Consider the following 26,498-nt stretch of genomic DNA (forward strand, 5'->3'; position numbering starts at 1 on the left):
AGCCGCTAGTGGCGTGATCATGTCCACCCTGTCCCCACTCGTCGCCACGCTGCACGTCGCCATTGGCGGCGGTGTGGGCGCAGCGCTGCGTTACCAGACCGGCCGCGCCATGACGCATTGGCTCGGCGCGCCGATCGTATCCGCCTTTCCGTTCGCCACCCTCGCCGTAAACGCGATCGGTAGCTTGCTGATGGGCATACTGGCCGGCTGGCTGGTCCGCCACGGCAGCGAAAACAGCGAACAGCTGCGGCTGCTTCTCGGTGTGGGCGTGCTTGGCGGTTTCACCACCTTCTCCGCCTTCAGCCTCGAAATGGTGCTGATGATCCAGCGCGGACAATACCTCTTCGCTTCGCTTTACGCGGTCCTTTCCTTCGCCCTCGGGATCAGCGGATTGCTGATGGGGCTTGCTATCATGAGGATGGCCACGTGAAGACCTCCGACGAAGTCCGCAATTTCACCGTCACGGCCGACGACGACGGCATCCGTCTCGACCGCTGGTTCAAGCGCCATCTGCCCCAGGTCGGCTTCGGTACGGTCAGCAAATGGGCGCGCACCGGCCAGATCCGTGTCGACGGAAGCCGCGCCAAGCCGGACGACCGGCTGAGCGAAGGCCAGCAGATCCGCGTCCCCCCGGGCGGCGATGCACCGCACAAGGGCCCAAAGCCCAAGCGCGAGCTCACCAAGGCCGAAATCCAACAGGCCGAGGACATGCTGATCCAACAAACCGAGAGCGCCCTGGTGCTCAACAAGCCCCCGGGTCTCGCCACGCAGGGCGGAACGAACACCTTCAACCACGTCGACGGCCTGCTGGATGCCTATATGGGCGAGGATGACGAACAACGCCCCCGCCTTGTCCACCGCCTCGACAAGGATACGTCGGGCGTCCTGCTGGTGGCGCGCACTCCCGGCAGCGCGGCGTTCTTTTCCAAGCGCTTCTCGGGCCGATCGGCCAAGAAAATCTACTGGGCGCTGGTCGTCGGCGTGCCGGATATCCGGGAAGGCGTGATCGAGGCCCCGCTCGCCAAGCAGCCGGGCTCTGGCGGCGAGAAGATGCATGTCGATCACGAAGGCGGTGCGCCTGCCAAGACCAAGTACCGGGTCGTCGACAGCGCGGGAAAGAAGACCGCCTGGCTCGAACTGCAACCGCTCACCGGCCGCACCCACCAGCTTCGCGTCCACTGCGCGGCGATCGGCCACCCCATCGTGGGGGATGGCAAATACGGCGGCAAAGACGCCTTCCTCACCGGCTCGGTCAGCCGCAAGATGCACCTCCACGCGCGCCGGCTGATCATCGACAGTCCGGATGGCAAGCTCGACGTCACCGCCGAACTGCCCGAACATTTCGCGACCAGCATGGAGCAGATCGGTTTCGACGAAAAGGCGAGCGACGCTCTGCCGATGCGTGACGATCCCCCGCCCAAGTCGCGCGAGGAAAAGAAGCAGCAGGCCCGCCAGCACGCCAAGACCTACAAGAAGGCGCAGCGCGGTCCGCGGCGCGCGCGCGGAGGTTCCGGCGGCAAGCCGAAAGGCGCAGGCAAGAAGAAGTGACCCGCCTCGTTATCTTCGATTGCGACGGAACGCTCGTCGACGGGCAGGCCGCGATTTGCGACACTATGGCCGAGGCATTCGCTGCCGCGAAGCTCCCCCCGCCCGACCGCAACGAAGTGCGCCGCATGGTGGGATTGAGCCTGCCCCAGGCGCTGCGGCGGCTCGCCCCGGATGCCCAGGAGGACCAGCACCTCGTGGCGCTCGAAGCCTACAAGACGGGTTACCGGGAGCGGCGGACGTCGGGTCTGCTCGAAGAACCACTCTACGATGGCATGGCTGCGCTGATAGAACGTCTCGCGGCGGCGGGCTGGCTGCTCGGCGTGGCAACCGGCAAGAGCGACCGCGGGCTGCATGCCTGTCTCGACACGCATGGCATCAAGCACCATTTCGTAACGCTTCAGGGGGCGGATCGGCATCCATCGAAGCCCCATCCAGCGATGCTCGAAGTGGCGCTCGCGGAAGCCGGAGTTGCCCCGTCCCGAGCCGTCATGATCGGCGATACCAGCTTCGACATGGAGATGGCCCGTGCTGCGGGCGTCCGCGCAATCGGCGTGGCCTGGGGCTATCATGAGCCGCGCGAATTGCTCGAAGCCGGGGCTGAATGCATTGCCGAAACAATGGAACAGCTCGAGGAGATGATCTGTGCAGCCGGATGAGCAACCGCCCAAATCTGACCGGGATCCGGGACGCGATTTGGGGCGCGATTCAGGCCGCGAACAGGGGCGCGATCCTGCCGCCGCGAAATTCTGGACGCTGCAGGGAATCCGTCTCGCCGGCATCGCGACTGCGATGGCGGGTGCTGCGGGAGTGGCCGAGAAACTGGCCATGCCGCAATGGGCCGCCGGTCTGCTGCTCGCTGCCGGCGTAGGCATATATTTCGGTCTGCCGGTCGCACTCGCCCGGAAGTGGAAGGCCGAAAGGTGAAGCGTTTCTACAAGGATGTGACGACTGCTCGGACCGAGCAGGGCTGGATCGTGTCTCTCGATGAACGCCCGCTCAAAACTCAGGGCGGGCAGCCGCAAGTCGTGCCGTCCGAAGCCCTCGTTGAACGGATCGCCGCGGAATGGCGCGAACAGGGAGAAGTGATTGAGCCTGCCTCCTTCCGCCACCGGGATATGGCCGATTACGCGCTCGACGTAGTGAGCGCGGACAGCTCGGAAGTGGTCGAAAAACTGCTCGGCTATGCCGAAACCGACACGCTCTGCTTCCGCTCCGATCCGGAAGACCCGCTCTATCGCCGCCAGCAGGAAATGTGGGATCCGATCCTCGAAACGATGGAGGCGCGCGAGGGTGTGAAGCTGCACCGCATCAGCGGCATCCTTCACCGTCCACAGACTGCGGACACGCGCGAGAAATTGCGCGCAAGGCTGGAGGCGCTCGATCCCTTCACGCTGACCGCGCTGGAACAGACTACCTCCCTATCCGCATCGCTATGCATCGGACTGGAAGCTCTGCAGGAAAACGCGGATGCCGAGGCGCTGTGGAATGCAGCCAATCTCGAAGAAGACTGGCAAGCTGACCTCTGGGGCCGTGACGAGGAGGCGGAGGAGCGCCGTACGAGGCGGAAATCCGACTTCCTTGCCGCCATTGCCTTCGCGCGAGCCGTTTAACCAGCTCTCGACGCGGTCATGTAGGCTCGGCTTGCCCGGTCAACGGCATACGAAAGGTGAAGGCGGTTTCCCGGTCTTTTGAACGGGCGGTCAAGCTACCATTGTGCGCTGCTGCAATCTGAGAGCTTATGTAGAGGCCAAGTCCAAGCCCCTGGAGGCTTGATCTCACCTCTCCCCGCGAGAATGGCTGAAACAGCCTTTCCATCGCATCCTCTGGGATCGGATCGCCTTGATTGATCGATTGGAAGACCAGTTCATCGTCTTCCACCAGCAATGCTACTCCTATCGCATGTTCCGGATCGCCATGCATGATGGCATTGCCGATCAGGTTCGAGAAGACCTGACCGAGCCGGCTATGGTCGGCAAGGACTTCCACTTCGGTCTTGATTTCCGGAACGAGATCGCACTCAGGATGGCTCGTGCGAAGTTCCGAGACGACTTGCCGGAGGGTATCGGCAATGTTCTTGCGCGATTGCTCGAGCGGAATGCCTCCGCCGAGTCGGCCACGCGCAAAATCCATCACGTTGTCGATGAGCCCGGCCATGCGTCTGACGCTGCCCTCGATCAGATCGACGACCGATATACCACGATCGCTCAGCGTCTCCCTCTTCAGGATCCTCGCGCCTGCGTCGATCCCGGCCAGAGGATTGCGCAAATCGTGGCCAAGCACAGCGATGAATTGTTCGCGCAAAGCCGATGCTTCCTGTTCGTCGAGAAGCGCCGTCTTGCTTTGCTCTACCGATCGGCCTGCCTCGATATGATACGCGATCAGCTCGGCGAACAACTTGAACATCCTGAGAATTCTGGGTTCACTGGCCTGTGCTGGCTTAGGTGAGATGGCACACAGGGTGCCAAAGAAACTATCGTCGGAAAGGATGATCGGAACGGAAATATAGCTTTTCAGGCCATAGATTTGGGGCGTGTGATGCTTGCAATAAAGCGGGTCGGTATCGACATCGTCGATCACCACCGGCTTTCGATGGTCGCGAATTTCATTGCAGATTGTAGTCTCGACATCGAGTTCGCCGCCGGGCTCCAGCCCAAAGGCAATCTCGTCGCGTACGCCGCAGGCAATCCAGCGATTTTCGGTGACCCGCGCAATCGCGGCAAAGCCCATCCCGGTCGTTTGACAAACAACATCGAGAATAGTTGGCACCGCGTCGATCGCGCCAATCGTGCGAATATCTTCCGAAAACTCCGCGTCCATCAAGCCTTCATATTTCCCCTAAGAATATCAGCCACCCGGCCGAGCTATTCCACCCAGTCGGCAACCTGCACAGCAACATCGTTCGCCGCCCGATTCAGTGCCGGTCCAACGCTGGCAACATCGGCTGCGACGCCCGGCACCACGGCTTCGAACCGGCGCGTCGTCACCGCGCTTCCTTCGCCCGGACGGACGGCGTCGAACACGATCACCACGCTAGACGTGCGCGCGTCGTAGCCGAACTGGCGGAGCGTGCCGGTAAGGCGGTTTTCGGCAAGTGCCCCCGGATCGTCACCGTCGATCACCACCCGGTTGCTGCGCGTGCGGATCGTCTCCGCGATCAGGCGGCGGAACAGGCGCGCAGGTTTTTCGACCCATACGGCATCCTGAAGATAGGCGAGTTCGGTGTCGGTGATCTGCACCGGGACGCGGGTGACATCGAGCGCGCTGGGCGCTTCGAATTCGGTCAGCGCGATGGCTGTCCCGGAAGTGCTGGATGCTCCGGTCCCCGCAGGTGCGGTCGCCGTGGGTGTCAGCGTCAGGAGGCTCTCGGGCGGTTCGCTCCCGAAAGAGAGGCAACCGCCCAGAAGCAGCGCGGGGGCAAGGATGGCGAATTTGAAATGCTTGGTCATCGCGCGGAACCCCTGTCTCACGGCTCGTACTCGGGCAATGGTTGCCCCTCGAGAAGCGCGCCGGCACCCTTCTCGTCGATCTTTTCGGTCACGTCGCGCAGCGCCTTGCTGGTCGCCCGCAGGTCGCGCAGGGTCGCTTCGGCTGCGGGCAGCGTGCTTTCGGTCAGTTGCCTCGTAGCCGGGCGCGCTTCGGAAAGGACGCCCTGCAGTTCTTCCGAGGCATCGCCGGCCTGCTTCAGCGTGGTCCGCAACTGGTTGGCCAATTGCGCACCTTCCTGATTGAGCAGTCGGTCGGTCGAAGCGGTCACATTCTCGAATTCATTGAGCGCTCCCGATGCTTCACGCAGCGTGACCTGCAATTCGGCCATGGTCCGTTCGAACTGCGGCGCAGCCTGCGCCAGTTCGGCAGTCATCTGGTTGGTATTGGCCAAGATGCCGGCAATCTCGCCCTGATTCTCCTCGTCCAGCAACTGGGTCAGCCGTTCGGTCAGCGTTGCCAGCCGCTCGAGCAGCAGAGGCGCGTTGGACAGGAGAGCGTTGAGCCCGCCGTCCTTGGGCGGAATGATCGGCACGCCTTCGGTACAGGCGGTTGTTTCGCACGAAATAGGCGGCGCGCCGCTGCGTGCACCGTCGAGCAGAATGGTAGATACGCCGGTAAAGCTGCCCTGGATGGTTGCAGTCGTCCCGACGAGGATCGGAACTTCCTCCTTCACCTTGATGCGCACGCGCACGAAGCCGGGGTCTTTTTCCCACAAAACGATTTCGCTCACCTGGCCCACCGGCACACCGGCAAAGCTGACCTGGCTGCCATTGGCGAGGCCGGAGACGCTTTCGGCAAAGAAGATGTCGTAATCCTTCTGCGCGCCTTCGTCCCAGCGCGCGATCCACACGACGAACAGCGCCAGTGCCGCAAGCACCGCCAGTGTGACCGCCCCCACCCAGATGTAATTCGCCCGTGTTTCCATTGGTTAGGCCTTATCCCTGCTTGGAGGCGCGTTGTCCAACGCTTTGACCGCATGCGCCGCGACCGGCTCGTCCATATGCCGCCGCAGTTCGTCGAGCGCCTGCGCAGTCAGCGCCGCTCGCCCGCGCGGCCCGTTGAAATATTCCTGGATCCACGGATGGTCGAGCTCCATGAGTTTGGGCACCGTATCGACGGCAATGACCTGCTTGTCGGCCAGCACTGCAACCCGGTCGCAAATTTCATGCAGCGTATCGAGATCGTGCGTGATCAGGAACACGGTCAGACCCAGCGTTTCCTTGAGTTCGCGGGTCAGATTATCGAAGGCCGACGCACCGATCGGATCGAGACCGGCGGTCGGCTCGTCAAGAAACAGCAGTTCGGGATCGAGTGCCAGCGCGCGGGCCAGGCCAGCGCGTTTCTTCATCCCGCCCGACAGTTCGCTCGGATATTTGTTCACTGCTTCTTCCGGCAGGCCGGACAGCATGATCTTGTAGCGCGCAATCTCGACGCGGAGCCGATCCGAAATCTCGGGATAGAACTGCTTCAGCGGCACTTCCACGTTCTCACCAACCGTGAGGGTCGAAAAGAGAGCGCCGCCCTGGAACAGCACCCCCCAGCGATCGCGCACGCCGATTTCCTGATCCGGTTCCGCATCGACGATGGACTTGCCGAATACCTCGATCTCGCCCTCGGTCGGTGGCTGCAGCCCGATTATCGACCTCATAAGCACGGATTTGCCAGTCCCCGAACCGCCGACAACGCCCAGGATCTCACCACGATTTACCGTGAGGTCCAGCCCTTCATGGATCACCGCATCGCCGAACTGGTTCTTCAGGTTCCTCACCACGATGGGATGTTCACCGCGATAGCGTTCGTGGCGCCTGGTGGATTTCTTGTGTCTTTGTTCTGCCATCAGCCCCACCCAAGCTCGGTGAAGAAGACGGCGAAGATGGCATCCAGCACGATGACGGCGAAGATGGCCGAAACCACCGACATCGTCGTGCGCAGGCCGACCTCTTCCGAATTCCCCTTCACCTGCATGCCGTGATAGCATCCGGCCAAGGCCACGATCAGGCCGAAGACGGGCGCCTTGATCATGCCGACCCACACATCGTAAGTCGGCACGACTTCCTGAATGCGTGAGAGGAAGGTGAAAAACGGAATGCCAAGCATGATTTCGCCGACGAACGCCCCGCCGATGATCGCCATGCACGACGCATAGAAACCCAGCAGCGGCATCATCAGAACCGCAGCCAGGATGCGCGGGACCACCAGCGCTTCCATCGGCGAAATTCCGATGGTGCGCATCGCGTCGATTTCCTCGGTCAGCTTCATCGTGCCGATTTCGGCGGCAAAGGCACTTCCCGACCGGCCCGCGACCATGATGGCGGTCATCAGCACACCCAGTTCGCGCAGGGTAATCCGGCCGACCAGATTTACCGTCAGCGTTTCCGCCCCGAAGGCAGCAAGCTGCACCGCCCCTTGCTGCGCGATGACGATCCCGATGAGGAAGCTCATCAGGCCGATGATGGGCAGCGCCGAAACGCCTACCAGCTCGACCTGGCGCACCAATGCTACCATGCGAAAATTACGCGGATGCCGCGCCAGTCTCGCCAGGGAGAAGATCAGCGCACCGAGGAAGCTGACGACGCCGATGGCGCCCGACCTGGCGTTGAACACCTTCTCGCCCACTGACTCGGGAACGCGCTCCCACACCGGCGCACGTGGTGCGGCAATGTCGTAATCGCCGCTGAGTCCTTCGAGCGCGCCCAGCAGGCGTTTGGCCCGGTCGCTGGCCCCGACGATCTCCGCCTCATGCTCGCCGGCGATCTGGCAGGCCACCCAAGCGCCTACCGTGTCGATTTCCGATACATTGGCGAGGTCCACCTTCGCGATCGGTCCCTCAAGGTCGCGCAGCTCTTCGTCGACCTCGCCGATGGTCGAAACGAGATAGGGGCCGCTGAGGGTAAGCACCGCTCCCTCTTGCCCCTGCTCAAGCTCGTATTCTGCCAATCCAGCCATCAGCCCGCGCTATGAGGGGAAATGGTCCGCTAAACAAGCTTGTATCAAGTCCTTTTCCATACGCCGTTGCATCGCACAAAGGGCGCTGGCAAAGGCGGCAGCCATGAGCACCGAGCTATCCAAGACTTTCGACCCGGCAGAAATCGAGCAGCGCTGGTACGCGCATTGGGAAGAAAACGGCCTGTTCCGTCCCGAACGCCTGGACGCAGAGCCCTTCACCATCGTGAACCCGCCGCCGAATGTCACCGGCTCGCTCCACATTGGCCATGCGCTCGACAACACGCTTCAGGACGTGGTGATCCGTTATGAACGCCTGCGCGGCAAGGATGCGCTGTGGGTGGTAGGCACGGATCATGCGGGCATCGCCACGCAGATGGTGGTCGAACGCCAGCTCGAGGCGCAGCAGGACAAGCGCACGAATTACAGCCGCGAAGACTTCGTCGACAAGGTCTGGAAGTGGAAAGAGGAAAGCGGCGGCCAGATTACCCGCCAGCTGCGCCGGCTCGGATGTTCGATGGACTGGTCCAGAGAGCAGTTCACGATGGACGAGCATTTCTCGAACGCCGTGCTCAAGACCTTCGTCAATCTCTATAACGACGGCCTGATCTATCGCGACAAGCGGCTGGTGAACTGGGATCCCAAGCTCAAGACCGCGATCTCCGATCTCGAAGTCGAGACCACCGATGTGAAGGGCGGCTTCTGGCACTTCAAATATCCGCTGGCAGATGGCGTCACGACGTCGGAAGGCAAGGACTATCTCGTGGTGGCGACCACGCGGCCCGAGACGATGCTGGCCGATATGGCCGTGGCTGTGCACCCCGACGACGAACGCTACAAATCGGTCGTGGGCAAGGACATCCTCCAGCCGATTACCGGTCGCCGCTTCAAGGTGATTGCGGATGAACATGCCGACCCCGAACTCGGTTCGGGCTGCGTGAAGATCACGCCGGGTCACGACTTCAACGATTTCGAGGTCGGCAAGCGCGCAGGCATGAAGGCCGGCGAAATGCTCAACATGCTCGATGCCGAGGCGAGCGTCTGCCAGACCGCCGATGGGCTCGTCCCGGAAGAGTTCCTCGGCATGCACCGCTTCAAACGCGACGGTGTCGATGGCGCACGCGAACTGGTGGTCGCGCGGATGAAGGAACTGGGCTTCCTCATCCCGCATGTCACAAAGGACAAGGACGGCGAACGCGTCGAGCACGACGCCGAACCGCGCACCATCGCCACTCCCTTCGGCGACCGCGGCGGCGTGGTGATCGAGCCCTGGCTGACCGACCAATGGTATGTCGATGCCGAAAAGCTCGCGAAGGCCCCGATCGAGGCGGTGAAGGACGGCACCATCGAAATCGTCCCGAAGAGCTGGGAAAAGACCTTCTTCAACTGGATGGAGAATATCCAGCCCTGGTGCGTCAGCCGCCAGTTATGGTGGGGCCACCGGATTCCGGCGTGGTATGGGCCGGAAAAAGGAATTGACGGCGCGGTAACTGTGGGAAGACAGGGGGGTGAAGTAGCCGCATCCTACACGAACCCTCAGGCTTTCGTCGCGATGACCGAGAAGGAAGCGATCGAAAAGGCCAAAGAATACTACGGTGCTGATACTCAGATCAGAATTTCGGACCGTGTTAGGTTACCGCTGGCCAACGTTGTCTATATATCTCGCGACGACGACGTCCTCGACACGTGGTTCTCCTCTGCGCTCTGGCCCTTCGCCACGCTCGGCTGGCCCGGTGACACCTACCAGCCCGTTCGCCCTGAGCTTGTCGAAGGGCCGCACTTCACTTCTGGATCAGCGGAGAAAGAAAAGGACGGGGCTTCGACAGGCTCAGCCCGAACGGATTTGGATGTTCGGGAAGGCGGCTGGGAAGAAAACCCCAATCTCCTGTCCAAGCACTATCCCAACGACCTGCTGATTTCCGGCTTCGACATCCTGTTCTTCTGGGATGCGCGCATGATGATGCAGGGCATGCACCTGACGGGCAAGGCGCCGTGGCCACGGCTCTACCTGCACGGGCTGGTGCGCGCGGCGGACGGGGCGAAGATGTCCAAGTCCAAAGGCAATGTCGTCGATCCGCTCGGCCTGATCGACCAATACGGTGCCGATGCGCTGCGCTTCTTCATGTCGGCGATGGAAAGCCAGGGCCGCGACATCAAGATGGATGAGCGCCGCGTCGAGGGCTATCGCAACTTCGCGACCAAGCTCTGGAACGCGACGCGTTTCTGCCAGTCGAACGGCATCGGTGCGAGCACGAGCATCGCCGCCCCTGCCGCAACGCAGGCGGTCAACAAGTGGATCATCGGCGAGGTTGTCGAAACGAAGGACGCGCTCGAGCAGGCCATGGCCGACCTGCGTTTCGATGCCGCAGCGAACACGATCTACCACTTCGTGTGGGATCGGTTCTGCGACTGGTACATCGAACTCATCAAGGGCAATTTCGACGAGGAAACCAGGGCAGTCGCCGGTTGGGCGCTCGACCAGATCCTCGTCATGCTGCACCCCTTCATGCCCTTCATCACCGAAGAACTGTGGTCGAAGCAGGGCAACCGCCCGGACTATCCGCTGATCACCGCCAAATGGCCCGATCCGCGGGCCGAAGTGGATGCCGACGCGAAGGCGGAAATCGACTGGCTTATCGCGCTCACCAGCGCGGTACGCACGGCGAAAAACGAACTCGGTATCGCTCCCGGCTCAAAGCTGGAAGCCTATTGCCCTTCACCCTCCGCGCTGGGTCGCAAGGTGGTCGAGGAAAACGCCGCCGCTATCGAACGCCTCGCGCGCCTCACACCGGTCCATTTCGCCGAAGCTCCGGGCGGTGCCGCGATGCAGGTGGCCGCGGGCGAGGATGCCTTTATCGTGCCATTGGAGGGCGTGATCGATATCGATGCCGAAAAGGCGCGCCTGACCAAGGCAATGGAAGCCTCCGCCAAGGAAGCGAAATCGCTCGAAGGGCGGCTCGGCAATGCGAACTTCGTCGAACGTGCCAAGCCGGAAGCGGTCGACAAGGCCCGTGCCGACCTTGCGCACCATACGGCGGAGATCGAGCGGCTGGAAACGGCTCTGGCCCGGCTGGGCTAGGTCTTCCCTACACGGGGCGTTTCTGACAATGCCGGGCTGTGAGAATAGCAAACGCCTTGCCCGGACTGTCACGCCGCCCTGCGCAGCGGAACCGCAGCCATGGCTTGCCGGGGTCCGGCACGGCCCGCTCGCCAAGTCGATTTTCGAGTGAACTTGGAGTGAACTTTGGTTCGCTCGGGGCGCAGAGCGGCAGGTAGATTATGGGCCAGCTTGTTCTAGCTACCGACGACAATGGCGAGCCCGAGATTTTCGCATCGGTCCAGGGCGAAGGGCCGAGCGCGGGGATGCCGGTCGCATTCATGCGTCTGTCGCGCTGCAACCTCGCCTGTGTGTGGTGCGATACCGCATACACTTGGCATTTCGAGGGCGATGACCGGCCCCACCGCGATGACGCGACATTTGTGCGTAAGTCCAACCAGGTGACGCTTGATGAAGACGAAGTCGCCGCGCGCATCCTTTCGCTGGGTCAGGACCGGCTGGTCATAACCGGCGGGGAACCGCTTCTGCAGGCACCCGCGCTGGCGAAATTGCTCGACTTGCTGCCCAATATCGCGGTCGAGGTCGAAACCAACGGGACCACCAAGGCGACATCCCGGCTCGATATCCGCATCGATCAGTTCAACGTCAGCCCCAAGCTGGCGCACAGCGGCAATCCCGCCGATCTGGCACTGCTTCCCGAACGGCTTGACGCTTACGCCACCGATCCGCGTGCATGGTTCAAATTCGTGATTGCGGAGCCTTCGGATGTCGAGGAGGTGCTGGCGCTGCGCGACCGTTATCGCTTCAAACCCGGACACGTCTTCCTGATGCCGGAGGGGACGGACAGCGAGACCATCCGCGCCCGAGAGAAATGGCTCGCCCCGCTATGCCTCGAACACGGCTTCCGCCTGAGCGACCGCCTGCACATCCACCTTTTCGGGGATACCCGCGGAACCTAGCCCTGCGAACGCCACCGCTGGACGGTGCGAAGGACAAGATCCTCCTCGCCGCCGGGGTTGTTCCACATTTCGATGAAGCTCGGATCTTCCGAAGCAGGACGCTTCATCTCTTCGAGATTGTCGAAGCTCACGCGGATCGGGATAGCGACGCCTTCGCCGCAAATGATGCACTCGCGGTTGCGGAGCGCCGGTATGGCATCGAGGAAGCCGCGCGCCCCTTCGGGCATGGCCGCACGGACGAATTCCTGGTCGCGGTCGTTATTGAGGCGCATCGAGATGATCGTGCCGCACTGCGACAGGACGCCTTCGGCAAGGTCAGACGGACGCTGCGTGATGAGACCCAACGATATCCCGTATTTACGCCCTTCCTTGGCGATACGGCCGAGGATCGTGCCGACCGAGTTGCCATCGGCGTTCTTCTCGTTCGGGACATATCGGTGTGCTTCTTCGCAGACCAAGAGGATCGGAGTCGTCTTGTCGTCGCGCCCCCAGATGGCAAAGTCGAAGACAAGGCGGCTGAGCACCGCCACCACGGTGGAGGTGATGTCGGAAGGGACGCCCGAGACATCAATGATTGAAATCGGCTTGCCGTTCGATGGCATGCGAAAGATCTTGGAGATGAAATCCGCCATGGTGTCGGCCACCAGCATACCCGAGAACATGAACTGGTAGCGCGGGTCGCTCTTCAACTCGTCCAGCTTGTTCTTGATCCGCATATAGGGCGCGGAATTGGTCGCCTTGTCCAGCTTGCCCATCTGGTCCTGAATCTCGTTCGAGAGGTCCGAAAGGAGGTAGGGAATGGGCGAATCGACCGTGATCTTGCCCATGGTTTCGGCCAGTCGGCTTTTACTGCGCGCCTTGAGAAGGCACCGTGCGAGAATGTCGGCGTCGATCTGCCGCTCGTTCCCATTGCTGGTCAGGATGACTTCGCAGTGTTCCTCGAAGTTCATGATCCAGTAGGGCATCTGGAGGTTCGATACGTCGAGGATCACTCCCGTATGCCGGAAAGCGGCGGAATATTCGCCGTGCGGGTCGATCATGACGATATGACCGTCGGGTGCGGCCTCGCAGATACGGTGCAGGATGAGCGCTGCGCTGGTCGATTTACCCGTACCGGTTGAACCGAGGAGCGCGAAGTGCTTGCCAAGCATGGCGTCCACGTAAATGCCCGCGCGAATGTCCTTGGTCGGATAGACCCTGCCGATCGTGACCGCACTGCGCCCGTCGCTGGCATAGACCTGCTTGAGATCACTGGTGGACGCGGGATAGACCATTGCTCCAGGGACCGGATAGCGGGTTACACCCCGCCGGAAACCATGCAGGCGACCGGTCAGCTTCTCCTCCATCCCTTCGCCGAGGAAATCGATATTGGCTAGGATGCTTCCGGCCTTGCGATCCTGCCGCTGGTTGCGCACGCTGGCTAGGAGCCAGCTGTTGCCGACACGGATCTTGATCTGCGAACCGACTTGGCCGGCCATGGCGATGGCGGGATCGGAATCTTCCGAGCATTCGCCGAGCCGCTGGATATCGATAGCTATCATGGAACCCGAACCGGCGATTTCCAGTACGACGCCTATAGGTTGCAGGGCATTATCGCTTGGCGCCGCAAGCTCCTCTTCGGCAAGCTGTTCGGACTTTCGCTCCGGAGCCGGCGCAGGTGTCTCGCTCAGCCTGGGCGCTGGAGCAGGCTGCGCTTCAGCGGAGCCCTGGCTATCGGCTAGAGCAGGCGGAACTTCCTGCTTTGAATACAGAGCTACGTCTTCTGCTTCGGAGGATGCGGCTTGCTGCTGGTGCACGTACCCCGAACGCGAAGTCATTCCGCTTGCGGGTGAGGCGTCCTCAGGCCCGGCCGAACGACGGATACGGTCACGAAGAGAATTGCTGCGCTGTTCCGGCTGTTCACCTTCCATCTGGCGCGAGTCACCAAAGGAACCAGGATTTCCGTTGCCCATATCGTTCATTATTCAGCCCAGGCCCTTCGAATTGGCACACATGTGTCGGGCCGAAGTGATGGCGGATAAGGGTTAAAATCGGGTCAACGATGTCGCCTTGTCAAAGCGTCACAGGCGCGCAAAAACCCGTCCAGCGCCCCAGCCCATGAAAACCGAAAGAAGAACTGCGACCAAGCCATAGGCGAGCCCGAAATCCTGGGAAAACTCCTCGACACGGCGTTCCATACCGACCTTGCGAACTTCGACTTCCGCAATGGCCGAGGCGATGACGCGACCTTCTGTCACGGCAAAGGTTTCGGCCGTATATGTTCCGGTCGTGACGTTCGATGGCAGCGATATGCGCGCCTGATACAGAACGTTTTCGGTGATCTGCACCCCGTCCATGTCCTCCTTGTAGAGGCCCTGCCGCTGCTTGAGATCGACGAGGCCGAGCGCAAAGCGCAACTGCTCTTCGGGATCGATGCTGCCACTCGGGGAAAGCTGGATATAGGCTGTGCCGAACTCGTATATCGCCGCGGTCTTTTCATCGACGATCTCCGAAATTGGGCGCGAAGAGGCGACCGCGAAGAAGCTGGGCACCGAACGGAAATCGTTGCTCTGCGCGTTTACCCAGACACCGGCGAAGCGCTCCTTCTCACGCAGCCGGATCGGTTCGGCAGGTCCCTTGAGCACAACTACGATATCGTACCCCTGCCCGGCCCTGCCTTCGGGGTTGAGCACCGCTCCGAACAACAGCAGTTCGGTTCCGGTGAAACCTTGCCTCACCCGCACTTCATGCTGCGAGACTTCGGGTACCAGCACCGGGTCGCTCTGACCCATCAGCGCGAATGCTGCGAGCAGGAGGAAGAACGCTCTCACAGCGCGTAAATCGTGTAGATTTCGTCGGGCTGGTAGAACAGGCCCAGAAGCATGCGGAATGCGATGGCGAGCACGATGGCGGCCAGTACCAGGCGCAGGATTTCGGGCTTTGCCCTGCCCGCGAGCTGCGAGCCGAATTGCGCTCCTGTCACGGAGCCGATCAGCAGCAGGGCCACCAGCACGATGTCCACCGCGCGGGTGGTCAGGGAATGCATGATGGTGGTCGCGATGGTGACGAACAGAATGTTATAGAGACTTGTGCCGACAACGACATTGGCGCTCATCCCGAGGATGTAGAGCATCGCCGGCACGAGGATGAACCCGCCTCCTACTCCCATCAGCATGGTTAGAATGCCGACCACCACGCCGACAATCGCCGGGGCGAGCGGCGAGATGTACAGACCAGAACCATAAAAGCGCCACCGCCAGGGCAGGTTGGCGACCAGTGGATGGTGTCGTCGTCGTGCCGCCTGCTTGCCGGCGGTTCCGCGGAGTACTTGCAGGCCTTCCTTAGCCATCAGTAAGCCGATGGAGCCGAGAAGCACGACGTAGAGCGCATTGATCACGACATCGATTTGCCCGATCGAACGGAAGAAGCGAAACAGCAGCGCGCCGATCCCGGCCCCAATGACACCGCCGCCGACCATCACCATCCCCATGCGATAGTCCACGCCCTTGCGCTTGCTGTGGGCAACTACTCCGGAAACGCTCGCACCGGTGACCTGCGTCGATGCGGAAGCGGCGGCCACCGTCGGTGGAATACCGTAGAAAATCAGGAGAGGGGTAGTCAGGAAGCCTCCCCCTACGCCGAACAGCCCCGACAGCACCCCGGTCACCGCGCCGAGGGCCACGATCCAGAGACCGTTCACCGATAGGTTCGCGATGGGGAGGTAAACGTCCATTGATCAGCCCCTATCGCAGGCGTGACGTGTATAAAAGCGGAACTGCTGGTCCAATCATCCCCTCGCTCGATTATTCAAATGAATTACCGGGATTCGACGTCCAGGATGGCCGATCTGCGACACCGTTCTCCCCGGAGTTATTCGATTTGCGGGAATCGGCGCTTGCAACGAGGCTGGCTTTCCGAAAAAGAGCAGCCGACATGACCGAACGCCCATCAGCCATCCGCCTCGTTTTCGCTCCCGTGCGCGCGCTGTTCGTCAGCGACGCTTCTGCCGGTATCCTGCTGATCCTTGTTGCGGTCGCGGCGATGCTCGCGGCGAATTCGCCCTTTGCGGAAGAATACCATCACCTGTTCCACGGGCTGATGTTCGATGCGGAGGTCTTCAAACTGAATACGCTCCACCTGTGGATCAACGACGGGCTGATGGCGATATTCTTCTTCGTCGTCGGTCTCGAGGTGAAACGCGAATGGATCGAAGGCCAGCTTTCTACTGCGGAACAGCGCCGCATGCCCGTGCTCGCCGCAGCCGCTGGCATGGCGATCCCCGCGCTGGTCTACCTGTTCTTTGTGAATACAGAAGGTGCCGAGGGTCTGACACGAGGCTGGGCCATCCCCGCCGCCACCGACATTGCATTCGCGATGGGTGTGCTGGGTCTGCTGGGCAACCGCGTGCCGGCCTCCCTCCGCCTGTTTCTTCTCACCGTTGCGATCGTCGATGATATTGGCGCCGTGATGGTGATTGCCCTGTTCTACACTGCCAAGATCAAGCTCAGCTGGCTGCTCGGCGCTCTTGTGATCACCGCCGTAATGTTTGCGATGAACAAGATGAGGGTGAAGGCTTACTGGCCCTTCATTGTCGGCGCGCTGATCCTGTGGTTCTTCGTGCTCAACTCTGGCGTCCACGCAACAATTGCCGGGGTCGTCGCGGCACTTACCATTCCTATGATCGGTAAGGATGACGAAACCATGGTCGAGACCATGGAGCACTCGCTCGCTCCCTGGAGTGCCTATCTGATTGTGCCCGTATTCGGCTTTGCCAATGCCGGTGTTGAATTGGGCGACCTTGGCATGGCCGGTGTCTTTGCGCCGTTACCAATTGCGATTGCGGCGGGTCTCTTTATCGGGAAGCAGGTCGGTATCTTCTCGGCGATCTGGGTGGCAGACAAGGTCGGCTTCGCTCCGCGGCCCGACCGGGCAAGCTGGCCTGAAATCTGGGGTGTGTCGATCCTGTGCGGTATCGGCTTCACCATGTCGCTTTTCATAAGCGGGCTGGCCTTTGCCGGAAACGCCTTGCTGGTCGAGGAAGCCAAGATCGGCATTCTCATGGGATCATTGATATCGGCGGTGGTGGGCTTCACCATCCTGCGCCTGACGACTACCCATCCGGACGACCAACGCTCACCTTACATCGATTGAAGGCGAGCGATATCGTTTACCAGCTTCCGGTGTTTTCCATGCTGGCCCATGGTTCGGCAGGCTCGAGATAGCCATCCTGCAACAACTCGACGGAAATGCCGTCGGGTGAGCGGACGAATGCCATATGACCGTCGCGGGGCGGCCGGTTGATGGTGTGGCCCGCATCCATGAGGCGCTGACAGGTCTCGTAGATGTTATCCACCCTATAAGCGAGATGGCCGAAATTGCGGCCACCGTCGTATTGCTCGGGAGCGCTGCCATCCTCGGACGGCCAGTTGTAGGTGAGCTCAACCTCGGCAACGTCTTCCTGTCCGGGAGCAGCAAGGAAGATCAGGGTGAACCGTCCCTGTTCGCTTTCCTTCCGGCGGACCTCTTCGAGACCGATGAGATTGAAGAACGCGACTGTCGCTTCGGGATCGGCGACGCGGATCATGCTATGGAGATATTTTGTCATGGCCCTCAGGTAGGAGCATGCATTGCACTCGAAAAGGGGCGCCCCCGAAGGCGCGCCCCTTGGTACATCGCCAGTGAATTCTCTAGAAACTGGCGCTGATGGTCCCGACGATTGCATCATCGGTAAACCCGTCGATCGAAGGGCCTTCTACGCCGACATAGGCTACGCTGACTTCGAGAATGCCCGAGGAAACGCTTGCGCCGACCGACCAGTCCAATCCGTTGTCATCGGCGGACCCGGCGAGAAATGGCGGGGCCAGAGCGCCGTCCGTGTAACCCAGATGCGCCGAAAGCGAGATTGGGGTCGAAGGCAAAGCATACCCCAGGTCGGTATAGACGTAGAGGTTATCGTCACCGCCGAGCGAATCCTGTTCGAAGGCGTAGGCCGCGCCTACGGTTGCTTCCGCAGGGCCGAGTGTGAAGCCGACCGAAGCGTAAGGCTCCCAATAGTCGGTGTCGAGGCCCAGTTCCTCGGTAGGATAGGCGTAATAGAGTACCCCGACATCGAGAGCGACGCCGTCGGACACATCGCCCGACCAACCTGCATAAATGTCGAACTCCATCTCGCCATATGCGTCTCCGCCGTCGATGGATGATGCCCAGGTGCCGACGTAGAACCCACTTTCATGAGCGACGTCGACGCCGCCCTGAATTGCGGGATCGCCTCCAGACAGCGACACACCGCGGAAGCGGTAGTCCGTTGTCAGGGCGGCATTGGCAGAAACTGTTATCGGGCCGCTGTCTTCTTCTTGCGCGCTTGCCACAGCAGGCAAAGCGACGCCGGAACCGGCTAGGGCGAGCGAAACGGCAATCTTGCCGTGAAAGGACGTGAGCATTTGCGAACTCCTTGGGTTCGGTTTGTTGCTTCGTCCCACCTGCGCATTCGCCGGGCCCCGATTTTTTGTAGGGATCCTCGATCGAATTCGTAATGAACGTGCAGGAAATGCATTTTACGCGCAAGATAGCTTCACCAAGTTTTCGCTATTGCAACAAATAGCGTGGCTATTGTGCAACTGCGAAGAAGGCTTAGCTGCTCCCGGCGGCTTGCCGCTCGCGGCACTGTGGCCTAAGCGCTCGCAAACCCTCGAAAGATACCTGCACCCAAACCATGTTCGAAAGCATCCGCCGTCTATTTGCGTCCGACACGGCGTCCCTGCAAAACGCGCGAGTTCCAGATGGAGAACGTCTCTATGTCATCGGAGATATCCACGGCCGGCTGGACCTGTTCAGGGCGCTTCGGGACGCCATAGAAAATGACGATGCGGCGCTACCGCCTCGTGAAACGACGGTCATTCTTCTGGGCGACCTCGTCGATCGCGGGCCTGACAGCGCCGGAGTAGTGAAGTCCGCGCGGAAATGGGGCGAAAGCCGCAAGGTCCGGTATCTTGCAGGAAATCATGAAGAGATGTTCCTGCAAAGCTTCGAAGATCGCGAGATACTGCGCCATTTCCTCAAGCATGGCGGGAAGGAAACCATCCTCAGCTACGGGCTGGAACGGAAAACCTATTCGCGAATGAAGATGAGCGAATTGCAGGAGGCGATGAAGGAGGCTGTCCCCAAGAAGGACCGCAAGTTCCTCGCCTCCTTTGAAGACATGATCGTGATCGGCGACTATGTTTTCGTTCATGCAGGTATCAATCCGAAACTCGGATTGGACGAGCAAAAGCCATCCGACCTGCGCTGGATACGTGAGCGTTTTCTCAAGCACGAAGAGGCGTTCAGCCACGTTGTCGTGCATGGCCACACTATTTTCGAGGAAATGGAACACCGCGAGCACCGGATCGGGATTGATACGGGGGCCTTTCGGACTGGCCGGCTTACCGCCTTGGCACTTGAAGGGACTAGCCGGCGCACCATACAAGCCATCGCGGACAAGGACGGCGAAATCGCAATCGAAAAGAGAGATGCGTAAATGAAAATCGCAATGGTGGGTTCGGGCTACGTGGGCCTGGTATCGGGCGCTTGTTTCGCCGACTTCGGCCACGATGTTGTCTGTATCGACAAGGACCAGTCGAAGATCGACCGGCTGCACGATGGCATCATGCCGATCTACGAGCCCGGCCTAGCCGAACTGGTTGCCTCGAATGTTGATGCGGGCCGGCTGACTTTCACCACCAGCCTCGCCGACGGGATCGAGGGAGCCGATGCCATCTTCATCGCCGTGGGCACGCCCAGCCGCAGGGGCGACGGGCATGCGGATCTTTCTTACGTGTATGCAGTGGCGAAAGAAATTGGCGAGAGCCTTTCCAATGATGCCGTGATCGTCACCAAGTCCACGGTCCCGGTCGGGACGGGCGATGAGGTCGAGCGGATCCTTTCCGATAGCGGCACCTCGCATCGGTTCGCCGTGGTCTCGAACCCCGAATTCCTGCGCGAAGGGGCCGCCATCGGCGATTTCAAGCGCCCCGATCGCATCGTTATTGGCGCAGAGGACGAGTTCGGCCGCCAAGTCATGCGCGAAGTCTATCGCCCGCTTTTCCTCAACGAATCGCCGATCCTGTTCACCGGCAGGCGTACGAGCGAACTGATCAAATACGCCGCAAACGCCTTTCTCGCGACCAAGATCACCTTCATCAACGAGATGGCCGACCTGTGCGAGAAAGTGGGGGCGAATGTGCAGGACGTCTCGCGCGGCATCGGGATGGATAACCGTATCGGCTCCAAGTTCCTTCACGCAGGGCCCGGTTACGGTGGTTCATGCTTTCCCAAGGACACGCTGGCTCTGCTCAAGACGGCAGAGGATTACGACAGCCCGACCCGGATCGTGGAAGCGGTGGTCAAGGCGAACGACAGCCGCAAGCGGGCGATGGGCCGAAAGGTTCTCGATGCGTTGGGCGGTGCCGAAGCGGCTCGCGGCAAGAAGGTTGCGCTCCTCGGTCTTACCTTCAAACCCAATACCGACGACATGCGCGATTCCCCTGCAATTGCAGTCGCCCAAGCGCTGACCGATGCAGGCGTGGAAGTCGCTGCCTTCGATCCCGAGGGCATGGAACTGGCGAAACTGCTGATGCCCGACGTGACGATGGTAGACGAACCCTATGCCGCAATCGAAGGTGCCGATGCCATCGCGATCGTCACCGAATGGGATGTTTTCCGCGCCCTCGACCTGAAGCGGATCAAGGACCTCGCGAATGCACCCGTCCTGGTGGATCTGCGCAATATCTACCGTCCCGATGACGTGCGAGCATTGGGTTTCGAGTATTCAAGTATCGGCCGGACCTGATCCGAACCTCGAGCATTTCACCCTGCACGAGTAAATTAGGCGAAAGATCTCCCGATGAGCATGGACGAGTCCGAAGGGCTGGATAACCCGGTCGCCAAATGGACGGTCATCGCGACCATGGCGGCGCTCGTCATCATGCTTGCGGTCGCCACATGGCTCGCCGTTTCCGTTTCGCTGGAGACGGTCACGCGTGTCGACGAGAAAACCGGCCAAATCCATATTCGCGGCAGCGAAGCGAAATTCGTCGGCTATGCGAAGGGGGTCTATTCAGACCATCAGGTGCGTATAGAGGGTTTGCCGAGCACCGAACAATTGACAGAGCTACCTTTGGCATGGCGTGCCCTGTGCGTCGTGCGCGACGATCCTCGAACCGACTGGAGCAATGCCAATCCAATGCTGGAGGTGCACCTGCATTCCGATGAAATGAACGAGGCATGCCGCCCGTTCGAGGGGCTGGAAATCGAAGGTTCGCCTCCCGTTCCGGAGACTGCACCGAAGCCCAGTCTTCCGGCAGCGATTGGCGAGGAACTCGGTCAGCCCAGCCAGTGATACCGATGGGCCTTGTGACGGAGCGCGATTAGCGCCGAGCCAAGCACCAGCACTCCGGAAACAACTGCGCTGGCTGCGATGGCACCGCTTTCCTGTCCATCGCGGAAGTATATCGCCAGCAGCGCCCAGCAGAACACCAGTGCGTACCACGGATTGCCGCGTGAGCGTGCCACGGCAAGGGCAGCGAAAACGCCGCCAACCAGCACGATTCCCGCTGCGATCATCGGGAAGGCAGCTTCGCCGCCAACGCCATGATAAACCAGCGACGCGGTGATGTTCACGATGCTCGCAGCTGTCAGCCATGCGGCCAGTGCGCTGAAGGTGATGGCCACGATGATCCGCTCCGCAGCGGAGAAGGGGCGCTCCGCGGCCACGAGCGTCCGCATGATCGCCAGCAACGCGATCAGTGAAACGAGGATGATCAGAGCCGAAATGAAGGTGAGATTGGCGAATTGCGTATAGATCGCCCAGACGCCCTGCATCGAAAGCGCCACGGCCGAACTCCAGCCGATCTTCGCCAAAAGCGTATTGTGTCGTTGGGCCGAAAGCGCCTGCCAGATGGCATAGACCGCGCTGCCGAAGAACAAGGGGCCCCAGATCGCAAAGGCCCATCCTGCAGGCGTAATGAGCGTACGGACGCTGTCGGATCGGTCGCCGATGGGTTCGCCGAAGCCCAGCTGCGGCAGGAAAGTGGCGCCAATCTGGATTACCACTGCAAGGACGATGGCGATTCGTTGCAGCGCGCTGCGGGGCTGTCGTTGGATCATGATACTCCAATCGCTGGGTAAGCAGGACAGTTCCGCTATAATGCCAGGGGGCCTGTAAGCCGGGTTCTGTTCCGCACGCGGTATGCTTGCACACCAGCCGCACGGCGGCAGCCATTCGTCTGGGCCATGGATTGCTCCATGGCTCGAGCAGCCAACCCGGGCGACTGGGGAGAAACACCCCTGCCTTTCGGCACGCCGCCCCTATTCGGCCTTGCTCCGGGTGGGGTTTGCCATGCGGGCGCTGTTACCAGAACCCCGGTGCGCTCTTACCGCACCCTTTCACCCTTGCCTGATCTTCCGAAGAAGCCATCGGCGGTATGCTCTCTGTGGCACTTTCCCTGGACTTGCATCCGGCGGGCGTTACCCGCCACCCTTGTCTCGTGGAGCCCGGACTTTCCTCGCGACCGAAGTCACGCGGCTGCCCGGCCCCCTGGCGAGAAGGCAGATAATGCGCGCCGCGCAATTCGCCAAGCGAAACCGCTTCGAAGTGTGACGGGTACACGTGTTTGTAAACCCGTGACCTTCCAGCTTTCTGGTTCTTTTCCAAGGCTTTGGACCTATCTTCGCTGATAGGGGCGTGACTTTTGCGAGAACGAACATCGACTGCGGACTTCATGCCGGTTCTAGCACCGGAACCGATCCGCGTAGGTTTTCCTGAACCGGAACGAGGCGTTTCAAGGTGCATCCCCGACTTCTACATCGGTACTACGCCTGTAGGATACCGCGCCAGGCGCAGCACTCCATTGCGTATTCTTTCCCCCGCCACCCACCCGGGTCCGGGACTCGAGCCTAGTCAGCGAGAACTGCCGGCTACAACGTGTCGATTTCCGGATAAGGCACGACGGAGAAGCCGGGAACATTCGTCCCATCAGCCGCTTTCGCGGGCGAGAACTCTGCCTCCTCCATCAATGCCGCGCAGGTTTCTTGATCGAGCGCCCCATTACCGGTAGAAAATATCATCCCGCATCCCGTTGGATTGCCAGTCGGGTCGATTGTCAGGGCAAACAATGCCTTATCGCCGGGAGCTGCTTCGATTGCCGAAACGAAATCTTCGTCGAAGATGCGTTCACGCAAATCCCGGCCATTGATCAGACTGGCAGGCTTGAAGCCGTTTGCATCCCATCCACCGTCAGGCAAGACGTACCGGACCGATTGTGCGGTGCTGCTGGCAATAGGTTCGCCAGCCGAGTTGCGAGCCGGATTGTAGCGCGCATGCTCTTTCATGCCGCTGCAGGCCGCTTCATCCAAAGCTGCCGAACCGCTTGAGCCGGTCACGTCGCAACCCTGCACTCGCCCGTCCGCGCCAATGCGAATCTGCATGGTGACGGTGCCATCTTCCTCATTTCGAAGAGCCGCAGCCGGATAAGCCATTTGAATCTGGCGTGCCCATTCCATTAGATCGCGCGGGCTAGCACCTCGCGCCTCGCTCTCATCCTGCGCCGAAGCGCTGCTTGCCGACAACGCGAGCATAACTCCCAAGGCAGCGACCCGATACTTCGACATTTTATTCCCCCTTACCTTGCGATCCCCCTATCCCGATCCAGCAGGAGCTGGAACAGGATCGCCCTCACTTCGCCGTCGATCTCGCCGTTGATCTTTTCAGGACGCCACCGGCGCTGGAAGGCTTCGACCGCCTTGTGCCCATCGGAAACGTCGTAACCAAAGCGTTCGAGCGCGAGGTAGAACGCGGCGTCGTTATCGAACGGATCGCCTCGTTCGAGCTTTTCCGGTCGCGGCAGGCATAGTCCGTATTCGGCCAGGCGATCCCACGGGAACAGCTCGCCGGGATCGATCTTGCGCGCTGGCGCGACGTCGGAATGGCCGACCACATTGGCGCGCGGGATGTCGTATTCTTTCACGATACGCGCGACCAGCGGAACCAGCGCTTCGAACTGCGCCTCGTTGAATTCGCGATAGCCGTATTTGTGGCCCGGATGGTCGAGTTCGATACCGATGCTGGCCGAGTTCACGTCCTTGTGCCCGCGCCAATAGGAGACGCCGGCGTGCCATGCCCGCTTTTCTTCGGGGACCAGCCGCACGACTTCGCCATGCTCGCCAATCAGGTAATGCGCGGAAACCTGGGCCTCCGGATCGCACAGGCGTTCGATGGCGAAGCCCTTGTCCTCCATCTCGGTGTAATGGATGACCAGCATCGAAATGGGATGCTTGCGTTCGTCGTGATTGGGCGAAAGCACCTCGCGGTCGACGAGTTCGTCCTTGCTGGCGGGCAGGCCTTCGCCCAGCTTGCCGAAATCGCTCACCCGATCAGTCCTTCGCCTTCGGGCAGGATCGCGCCGAGCACCAGCGTTTCGTCGGTTCTGGCGTATTGCAATCCGCCCCCCGACTGTTCGGCGAGCAAGCGGATCATATGTGCTGCGGCCGTGCGGCTGGAAAGCTCCTCGCGCGCAAGACTTCCGTCGAGAGCGCGGCCGATATTGTCGTCGAACCCGATCTTCGGGCCGGCAGCGCGAACCACGATCTCGCAATTGCCATCGCGCACCTCGGCACCGATATCGAGCGTACCGCCGCGCACCAGCGCATCCATCGCGATCTGGGCAAAATTGAGGAGGACCTTGACCGCCGGCTTGGCAAGATTGGCCGCATCGATCGCCCAGTTGACCTCGACCTTCTGCTTGTCTGCAACCAGCGCGTTGATCAGGGCCTTGGGTTCGTGAACGTCCACGCGCTCACCGAAACCGCCTGCAGCCCCGAAGGCCAGCCGGAAGAATTTCAGCTTGTTGGTCGAAGTCGTCGCGCTCTGTTCAAGCAGCGCCATGACGTTCCTGCGCATTTCGGGATCGTCTTCCATCGCCAGAAGCTCGAGCCCGTTGTTCAGGGCACCGACCGGGCTGAGCATGTCGTGGCAAAGGCGCGAGCAAAGCATTGCCGCAAGATCGATCGATTGGCTGTCGTCCATTTATATCCCGTCGAAACTCGAATTGACCGCCTTCTAGCGGGGGGAGACCACATAGGGAAGCTCGGCGAATCGCGCATCCCCCTCGCGCCAGAAAGTGACGCGGCCCGCCGCGATTATCGCCCAGATGAGCCGCTGGCCCGTCGCCATGGTTTCGTCTGTCGCGGAAGGACGGGCAAGGCCGTTGGGGTGGGAATGATAATAGCCCACCACCTGCGGCCCTCCTCCGCGTGCCGCGCGGTGCGCTTCGACCAACGCCTGCGGGTCGATTTCGAAATGGCTTTCGGGCCGCGGATGGACATTTTTCGCCGAATGGATCGAGGAGATGACATCCCCTTTACCCAGAAGGATTCCGCAGCATTCGTGGGGGTGAGCGTTGATCGCTTCCGAGTTCAGCCCATCCAGAACATCGCTTGAGAGTTCCACCGTCATCGCGCATGGCCCTAGCATGTCTTCGCCCCAAGTCCTCATCGGAAAGCTCGAAATGGGTGGCCGCCTGGACAAGGCGCTGGCTGAAGCGACCGGCCTTTCGCGCGAGAGGGTGAAGGGTCTGATCGCGGATGGCGCTGTCGAGATAAATGGGAAGTCGGCGAAATCGGGTTCTGCAAAGCTGGCGGGCGGCGAAAGCTACGTCGTCTCCCTGCCCCCGCCCGAGCCGCTGGAAACCATCGCACAGGACATTCCCCTCGATGTGGTGTTCGAGGACGAACATCTGCTGGTGGTGAACAAGCCGGCAGGGATGGTGGTCCATCCGGCGGCAGGCAATCGCGACGGAACGCTAGTCAACGCGCTGTTGCATCATTGCGAGGGACAGCTTTCGGGGATCAATGGCGTCGCCCGTCCGGGCATCGTGCACCGGATCGACAAGGACACGTCCGGCCTGCTCGTCGTCGCCAAGAGCGATGCTGCGCATGAAGGGCTGGCACGGCAATTTGCCGACCATTCGATCATGCGGCGTTACTTGGCGGTATGTGCGGACCACCCCAACCCGCCGTCGGGGACCATTTCGGCTCGTATCGGGCGATCGGACAAGGACCGCAAGAAGATGACCGTCTTGCCCGACAAGGCCACACGCGGCAAACACGCGGTCACCCATTACGAAACCTTGCAGCGTCTCGATCATGCCTCGCTTATCGAATGCCGCTTGGAAACGGGGCGCACGCACCAGGTGCGCGTTCACTGCGCGTCAATCGGCCATGCGCTATTGGGTGACCCTACGTATGGACGCACGCCCAAACCGCTTCGAGGACTTCTCGAAAGCCTCGATTTCAAGCGCCAGGCGCTGCACGCGGCCCGTTTGGGATTCATACATCCTATCAGCGGTGAAAGCTTGAATTTCTGCGCCGAATTACCCCTCGATATGCGGGAACTCATCGACGAAACCGCTCGTTGAAATCGATGAAACGCGTGTGCAAATTCGGCCGCGTCCTGTTACAAGCAAACCAGTGGCCCGAATGATCGGATGCCC

The 26,498-nt window shown here is 61.0% G+C and carries 27 protein-coding genes and 1 other RNA gene; 12 read left to right on the forward strand and 16 right to left on the reverse strand.

The features are described 5' to 3' along the window. Positions 1-19: 19 nt before the first annotated feature. Genes crcB through GRI69_RS02750 form a run of 5 tightly spaced genes read left to right on the forward strand, consistent with a single transcriptional unit; the run spans position 20 to position 3,158 of the window. A complete protein-coding gene (crcB, locus tag GRI69_RS02730; protein ID WP_160726769.1) occupies positions 20-430 on the forward strand; it encodes a fluoride efflux transporter CrcB in 411 nt (136 codons plus the stop codon). Further along, on the forward strand, positions 427-1,548 hold the full coding sequence (locus GRI69_RS02735) for a pseudouridine synthase (RefSeq protein WP_160726770.1): 1,122 nt from the start codon (positions 427-429) through the stop codon (positions 1,546-1,548). Before crcB ends, GRI69_RS02735 begins: the two co-directional genes overlap by 4 nt. After that, positions 1,545-2,204, forward strand: coding sequence for an HAD-IA family hydrolase (locus GRI69_RS02740; RefSeq protein WP_160726771.1), 660 nt, complete (start codon positions 1,545-1,547; stop codon positions 2,202-2,204). The genes GRI69_RS02735 and GRI69_RS02740 overlap by 4 nt, the downstream gene beginning before the upstream one ends. A gap of 37 nt (positions 2,205-2,241) precedes the next feature. Continuing rightward, on the forward strand, positions 2,242-2,472 hold the full coding sequence (locus GRI69_RS02745) for a hypothetical protein (RefSeq protein ID WP_237452898.1): 231 nt from the start codon (positions 2,242-2,244) through the stop codon (positions 2,470-2,472). Further along, the gene (locus GRI69_RS02750) at positions 2,469-3,158 is read left to right on the forward strand and encodes an ATP12 family protein (protein ID WP_160726773.1); all 690 of its coding nucleotides are present in this window, start codon (positions 2,469-2,471) and stop codon (positions 3,156-3,158) included. The genes GRI69_RS02745 and GRI69_RS02750 overlap by 4 nt, the downstream gene beginning before the upstream one ends. A gap of 16 nt (positions 3,159-3,174) precedes the next feature. Here the strand turns inward: GRI69_RS02750 and GRI69_RS02755 are convergent, their stop codons facing one another. Genes GRI69_RS02755 through GRI69_RS02775 form a run of 5 tightly spaced genes read right to left on the reverse strand, consistent with a single transcriptional unit; the run spans position 3,175 to position 7,980 of the window. After that, positions 3,175-4,365 carry a GAF domain-containing sensor histidine kinase gene (locus GRI69_RS02755; protein ID WP_160726774.1) on the reverse strand — a complete coding sequence of 397 codons (1,191 nt, stop codon included), beginning with the start codon at positions 4,363-4,365 and terminating at the stop codon, positions 3,175-3,177. A 44-nt stretch (positions 4,366-4,409) separates the two neighbouring features. Beyond that, positions 4,410-4,994, reverse strand: coding sequence for an ABC-type transport auxiliary lipoprotein family protein (locus GRI69_RS02760; protein ID WP_202391790.1), 585 nt, complete (start codon positions 4,992-4,994; stop codon positions 4,410-4,412). Between the two features lie 17 nt (positions 4,995-5,011). Continuing rightward, on the reverse strand, positions 5,012-5,959 hold the full coding sequence (locus GRI69_RS02765; protein WP_160726776.1) for an MlaD family protein: 948 nt from the start codon (positions 5,957-5,959) through the stop codon (positions 5,012-5,014). A 3-nt stretch (positions 5,960-5,962) separates the two neighbouring features. Next, positions 5,963-6,871, reverse strand: coding sequence for an ABC transporter ATP-binding protein (locus GRI69_RS02770; RefSeq protein WP_160726777.1), 909 nt, complete (start codon positions 6,869-6,871; stop codon positions 5,963-5,965). Continuing rightward, on the reverse strand, positions 6,871-7,980 hold the full coding sequence (locus GRI69_RS02775) for an ABC transporter permease (RefSeq protein ID WP_160726778.1): 1,110 nt from the start codon (positions 7,978-7,980) through the stop codon (positions 6,871-6,873). Before GRI69_RS02775 ends, GRI69_RS02770 begins: the two co-directional genes overlap by 1 nt. Positions 7,981-8,083: 103 nt before the next feature. On the opposite strand from GRI69_RS02775, the gene GRI69_RS02780 reads away from it, so the two are divergent. Then, a complete protein-coding gene (locus GRI69_RS02780; RefSeq protein WP_160726779.1) occupies positions 8,084-11,056 on the forward strand; it encodes a valine--tRNA ligase in 2,973 nt (990 codons plus the stop codon). A 200-nt stretch (positions 11,057-11,256) separates the two neighbouring features. Next, a complete protein-coding gene (locus GRI69_RS02785; protein ID WP_160726780.1) occupies positions 11,257-11,994 on the forward strand; it encodes a 7-carboxy-7-deazaguanine synthase QueE in 738 nt (245 codons plus the stop codon). Here the strand turns inward: GRI69_RS02785 and GRI69_RS02790 are convergent. The 3 genes from GRI69_RS02790 to GRI69_RS02800 all read right to left on the reverse strand — a co-directional run bounded on the left by GRI69_RS02790 (position 11,991) and on the right by GRI69_RS02800 (position 15,706). Next, the gene (locus GRI69_RS02790; RefSeq protein ID WP_237452899.1) at positions 11,991-13,955 is read right to left on the reverse strand and encodes an ATP-binding protein; all 1,965 of its coding nucleotides are present in this window, start codon (positions 13,953-13,955) and stop codon (positions 11,991-11,993) included. The genes GRI69_RS02785 and GRI69_RS02790 overlap by 4 nt on opposite strands. A gap of 99 nt (positions 13,956-14,054) precedes the next feature. Continuing rightward, a complete protein-coding gene (locus tag GRI69_RS02795) occupies positions 14,055-14,765 on the reverse strand; it encodes a TIGR02186 family protein (protein ID WP_160727027.1) in 711 nt (236 codons plus the stop codon). A gap of 35 nt (positions 14,766-14,800) precedes the next feature. After that, entirely contained in the window at positions 14,801-15,706 is a 906-nt protein-coding gene (locus GRI69_RS02800) for a sulfite exporter TauE/SafE family protein (RefSeq protein ID WP_160726781.1), read from the reverse strand. A gap of 200 nt (positions 15,707-15,906) precedes the next feature. Between GRI69_RS02800 and nhaA the strand changes: the two genes are divergently transcribed. Next, entirely contained in the window at positions 15,907-17,124 is a 1,218-nt protein-coding gene (gene nhaA, locus GRI69_RS02805) for a Na+/H+ antiporter NhaA (RefSeq protein WP_160726782.1), read from the forward strand. A 16-nt stretch (positions 17,125-17,140) separates the two neighbouring features. Here the strand turns inward: nhaA and GRI69_RS02810 are convergent, their stop codons facing one another. After that, positions 17,141-17,578, reverse strand: a complete 438-nt coding sequence (locus GRI69_RS02810) for a VOC family protein (protein ID WP_160726783.1) — start codon at positions 17,576-17,578, stop codon at positions 17,141-17,143. Positions 17,579-17,660: 82 nt separating this feature from the next. Continuing rightward, complete coding sequence (locus GRI69_RS02815; RefSeq protein ID WP_160726784.1) at positions 17,661-18,413, reverse strand: TorF family putative porin; 753 nt, start codon at positions 18,411-18,413, stop codon at positions 17,661-17,663. A 272-nt stretch (positions 18,414-18,685) separates the two neighbouring features. Between GRI69_RS02815 and GRI69_RS02820 the strand changes: the two genes are divergently transcribed. From GRI69_RS02820 to GRI69_RS02830, 3 genes are read left to right on the forward strand one after another with little or no spacing between them, the layout of a single operon-like run. Beyond that, the gene (locus tag GRI69_RS02820; RefSeq protein WP_160726785.1) at positions 18,686-19,489 is read left to right on the forward strand and encodes a metallophosphoesterase family protein; all 804 of its coding nucleotides are present in this window, start codon (positions 18,686-18,688) and stop codon (positions 19,487-19,489) included. Further along, entirely contained in the window at positions 19,490-20,800 is a 1,311-nt protein-coding gene (locus tag GRI69_RS02825; protein WP_160726786.1) for a UDP-glucose dehydrogenase family protein, read from the forward strand. A 54-nt stretch (positions 20,801-20,854) separates the two neighbouring features. Further along, positions 20,855-21,349 (forward strand): hypothetical protein, encoded by a 495-nt coding sequence (locus GRI69_RS02830; RefSeq protein ID WP_160726787.1) that lies wholly within the window; start codon positions 20,855-20,857, stop codon positions 21,347-21,349. Here the strand turns inward: GRI69_RS02830 and GRI69_RS02835 are convergent. The 6 genes from GRI69_RS02835 to GRI69_RS02860 all read right to left on the reverse strand — a co-directional run bounded on the left by GRI69_RS02835 (position 21,334) and on the right by GRI69_RS02860 (position 25,462). Then, on the reverse strand, positions 21,334-22,116 hold the full coding sequence (locus GRI69_RS02835; RefSeq protein ID WP_160726788.1) for a hypothetical protein: 783 nt from the start codon (positions 22,114-22,116) through the stop codon (positions 21,334-21,336). The genes GRI69_RS02830 and GRI69_RS02835 overlap by 16 nt on opposite strands. 39 nt (positions 22,117-22,155) lie before the next feature. Continuing rightward, positions 22,156-22,550: RNase P RNA component class A (rnpB, locus tag GRI69_RS02840), an RNA gene on the reverse strand. A gap of 376 nt (positions 22,551-22,926) precedes the next feature. Continuing rightward, positions 22,927-23,619 (reverse strand): TonB family protein, encoded by a 693-nt coding sequence (locus GRI69_RS02845; protein ID WP_160726789.1) that lies wholly within the window; start codon positions 23,617-23,619, stop codon positions 22,927-22,929. A gap of 11 nt (positions 23,620-23,630) precedes the next feature. After that, positions 23,631-24,377, reverse strand: coding sequence for an N-acetylmuramoyl-L-alanine amidase (locus tag GRI69_RS02850; protein WP_337191011.1), 747 nt, complete (start codon positions 24,375-24,377; stop codon positions 23,631-23,633). Next, on the reverse strand, positions 24,374-25,033 hold the full coding sequence (locus tag GRI69_RS02855) for a histidine phosphotransferase family protein (protein WP_160726790.1): 660 nt from the start codon (positions 25,031-25,033) through the stop codon (positions 24,374-24,376). Before GRI69_RS02855 ends, GRI69_RS02850 begins: the two co-directional genes overlap by 4 nt. A 33-nt stretch (positions 25,034-25,066) precedes the next feature. Continuing rightward, complete coding sequence (locus GRI69_RS02860; RefSeq protein WP_160726791.1) at positions 25,067-25,462, reverse strand: M67 family metallopeptidase; 396 nt, start codon at positions 25,460-25,462, stop codon at positions 25,067-25,069. Between the two features lie 16 nt (positions 25,463-25,478). On the opposite strand from GRI69_RS02860, the gene GRI69_RS02865 reads away from it, so the two are divergent. Then, the gene (locus tag GRI69_RS02865) at positions 25,479-26,423 is read left to right on the forward strand and encodes an RluA family pseudouridine synthase (RefSeq protein WP_160726792.1); all 945 of its coding nucleotides are present in this window, start codon (positions 25,479-25,481) and stop codon (positions 26,421-26,423) included. Positions 26,424-26,498 lie beyond the last annotated feature (75 nt).

It is taken from the genome of Qipengyuania vulgaris (assembly GCF_009827325.1).
GTDB lineage: Bacteria > Pseudomonadota > Alphaproteobacteria > Sphingomonadales > Sphingomonadaceae > Qipengyuania > Qipengyuania vulgaris.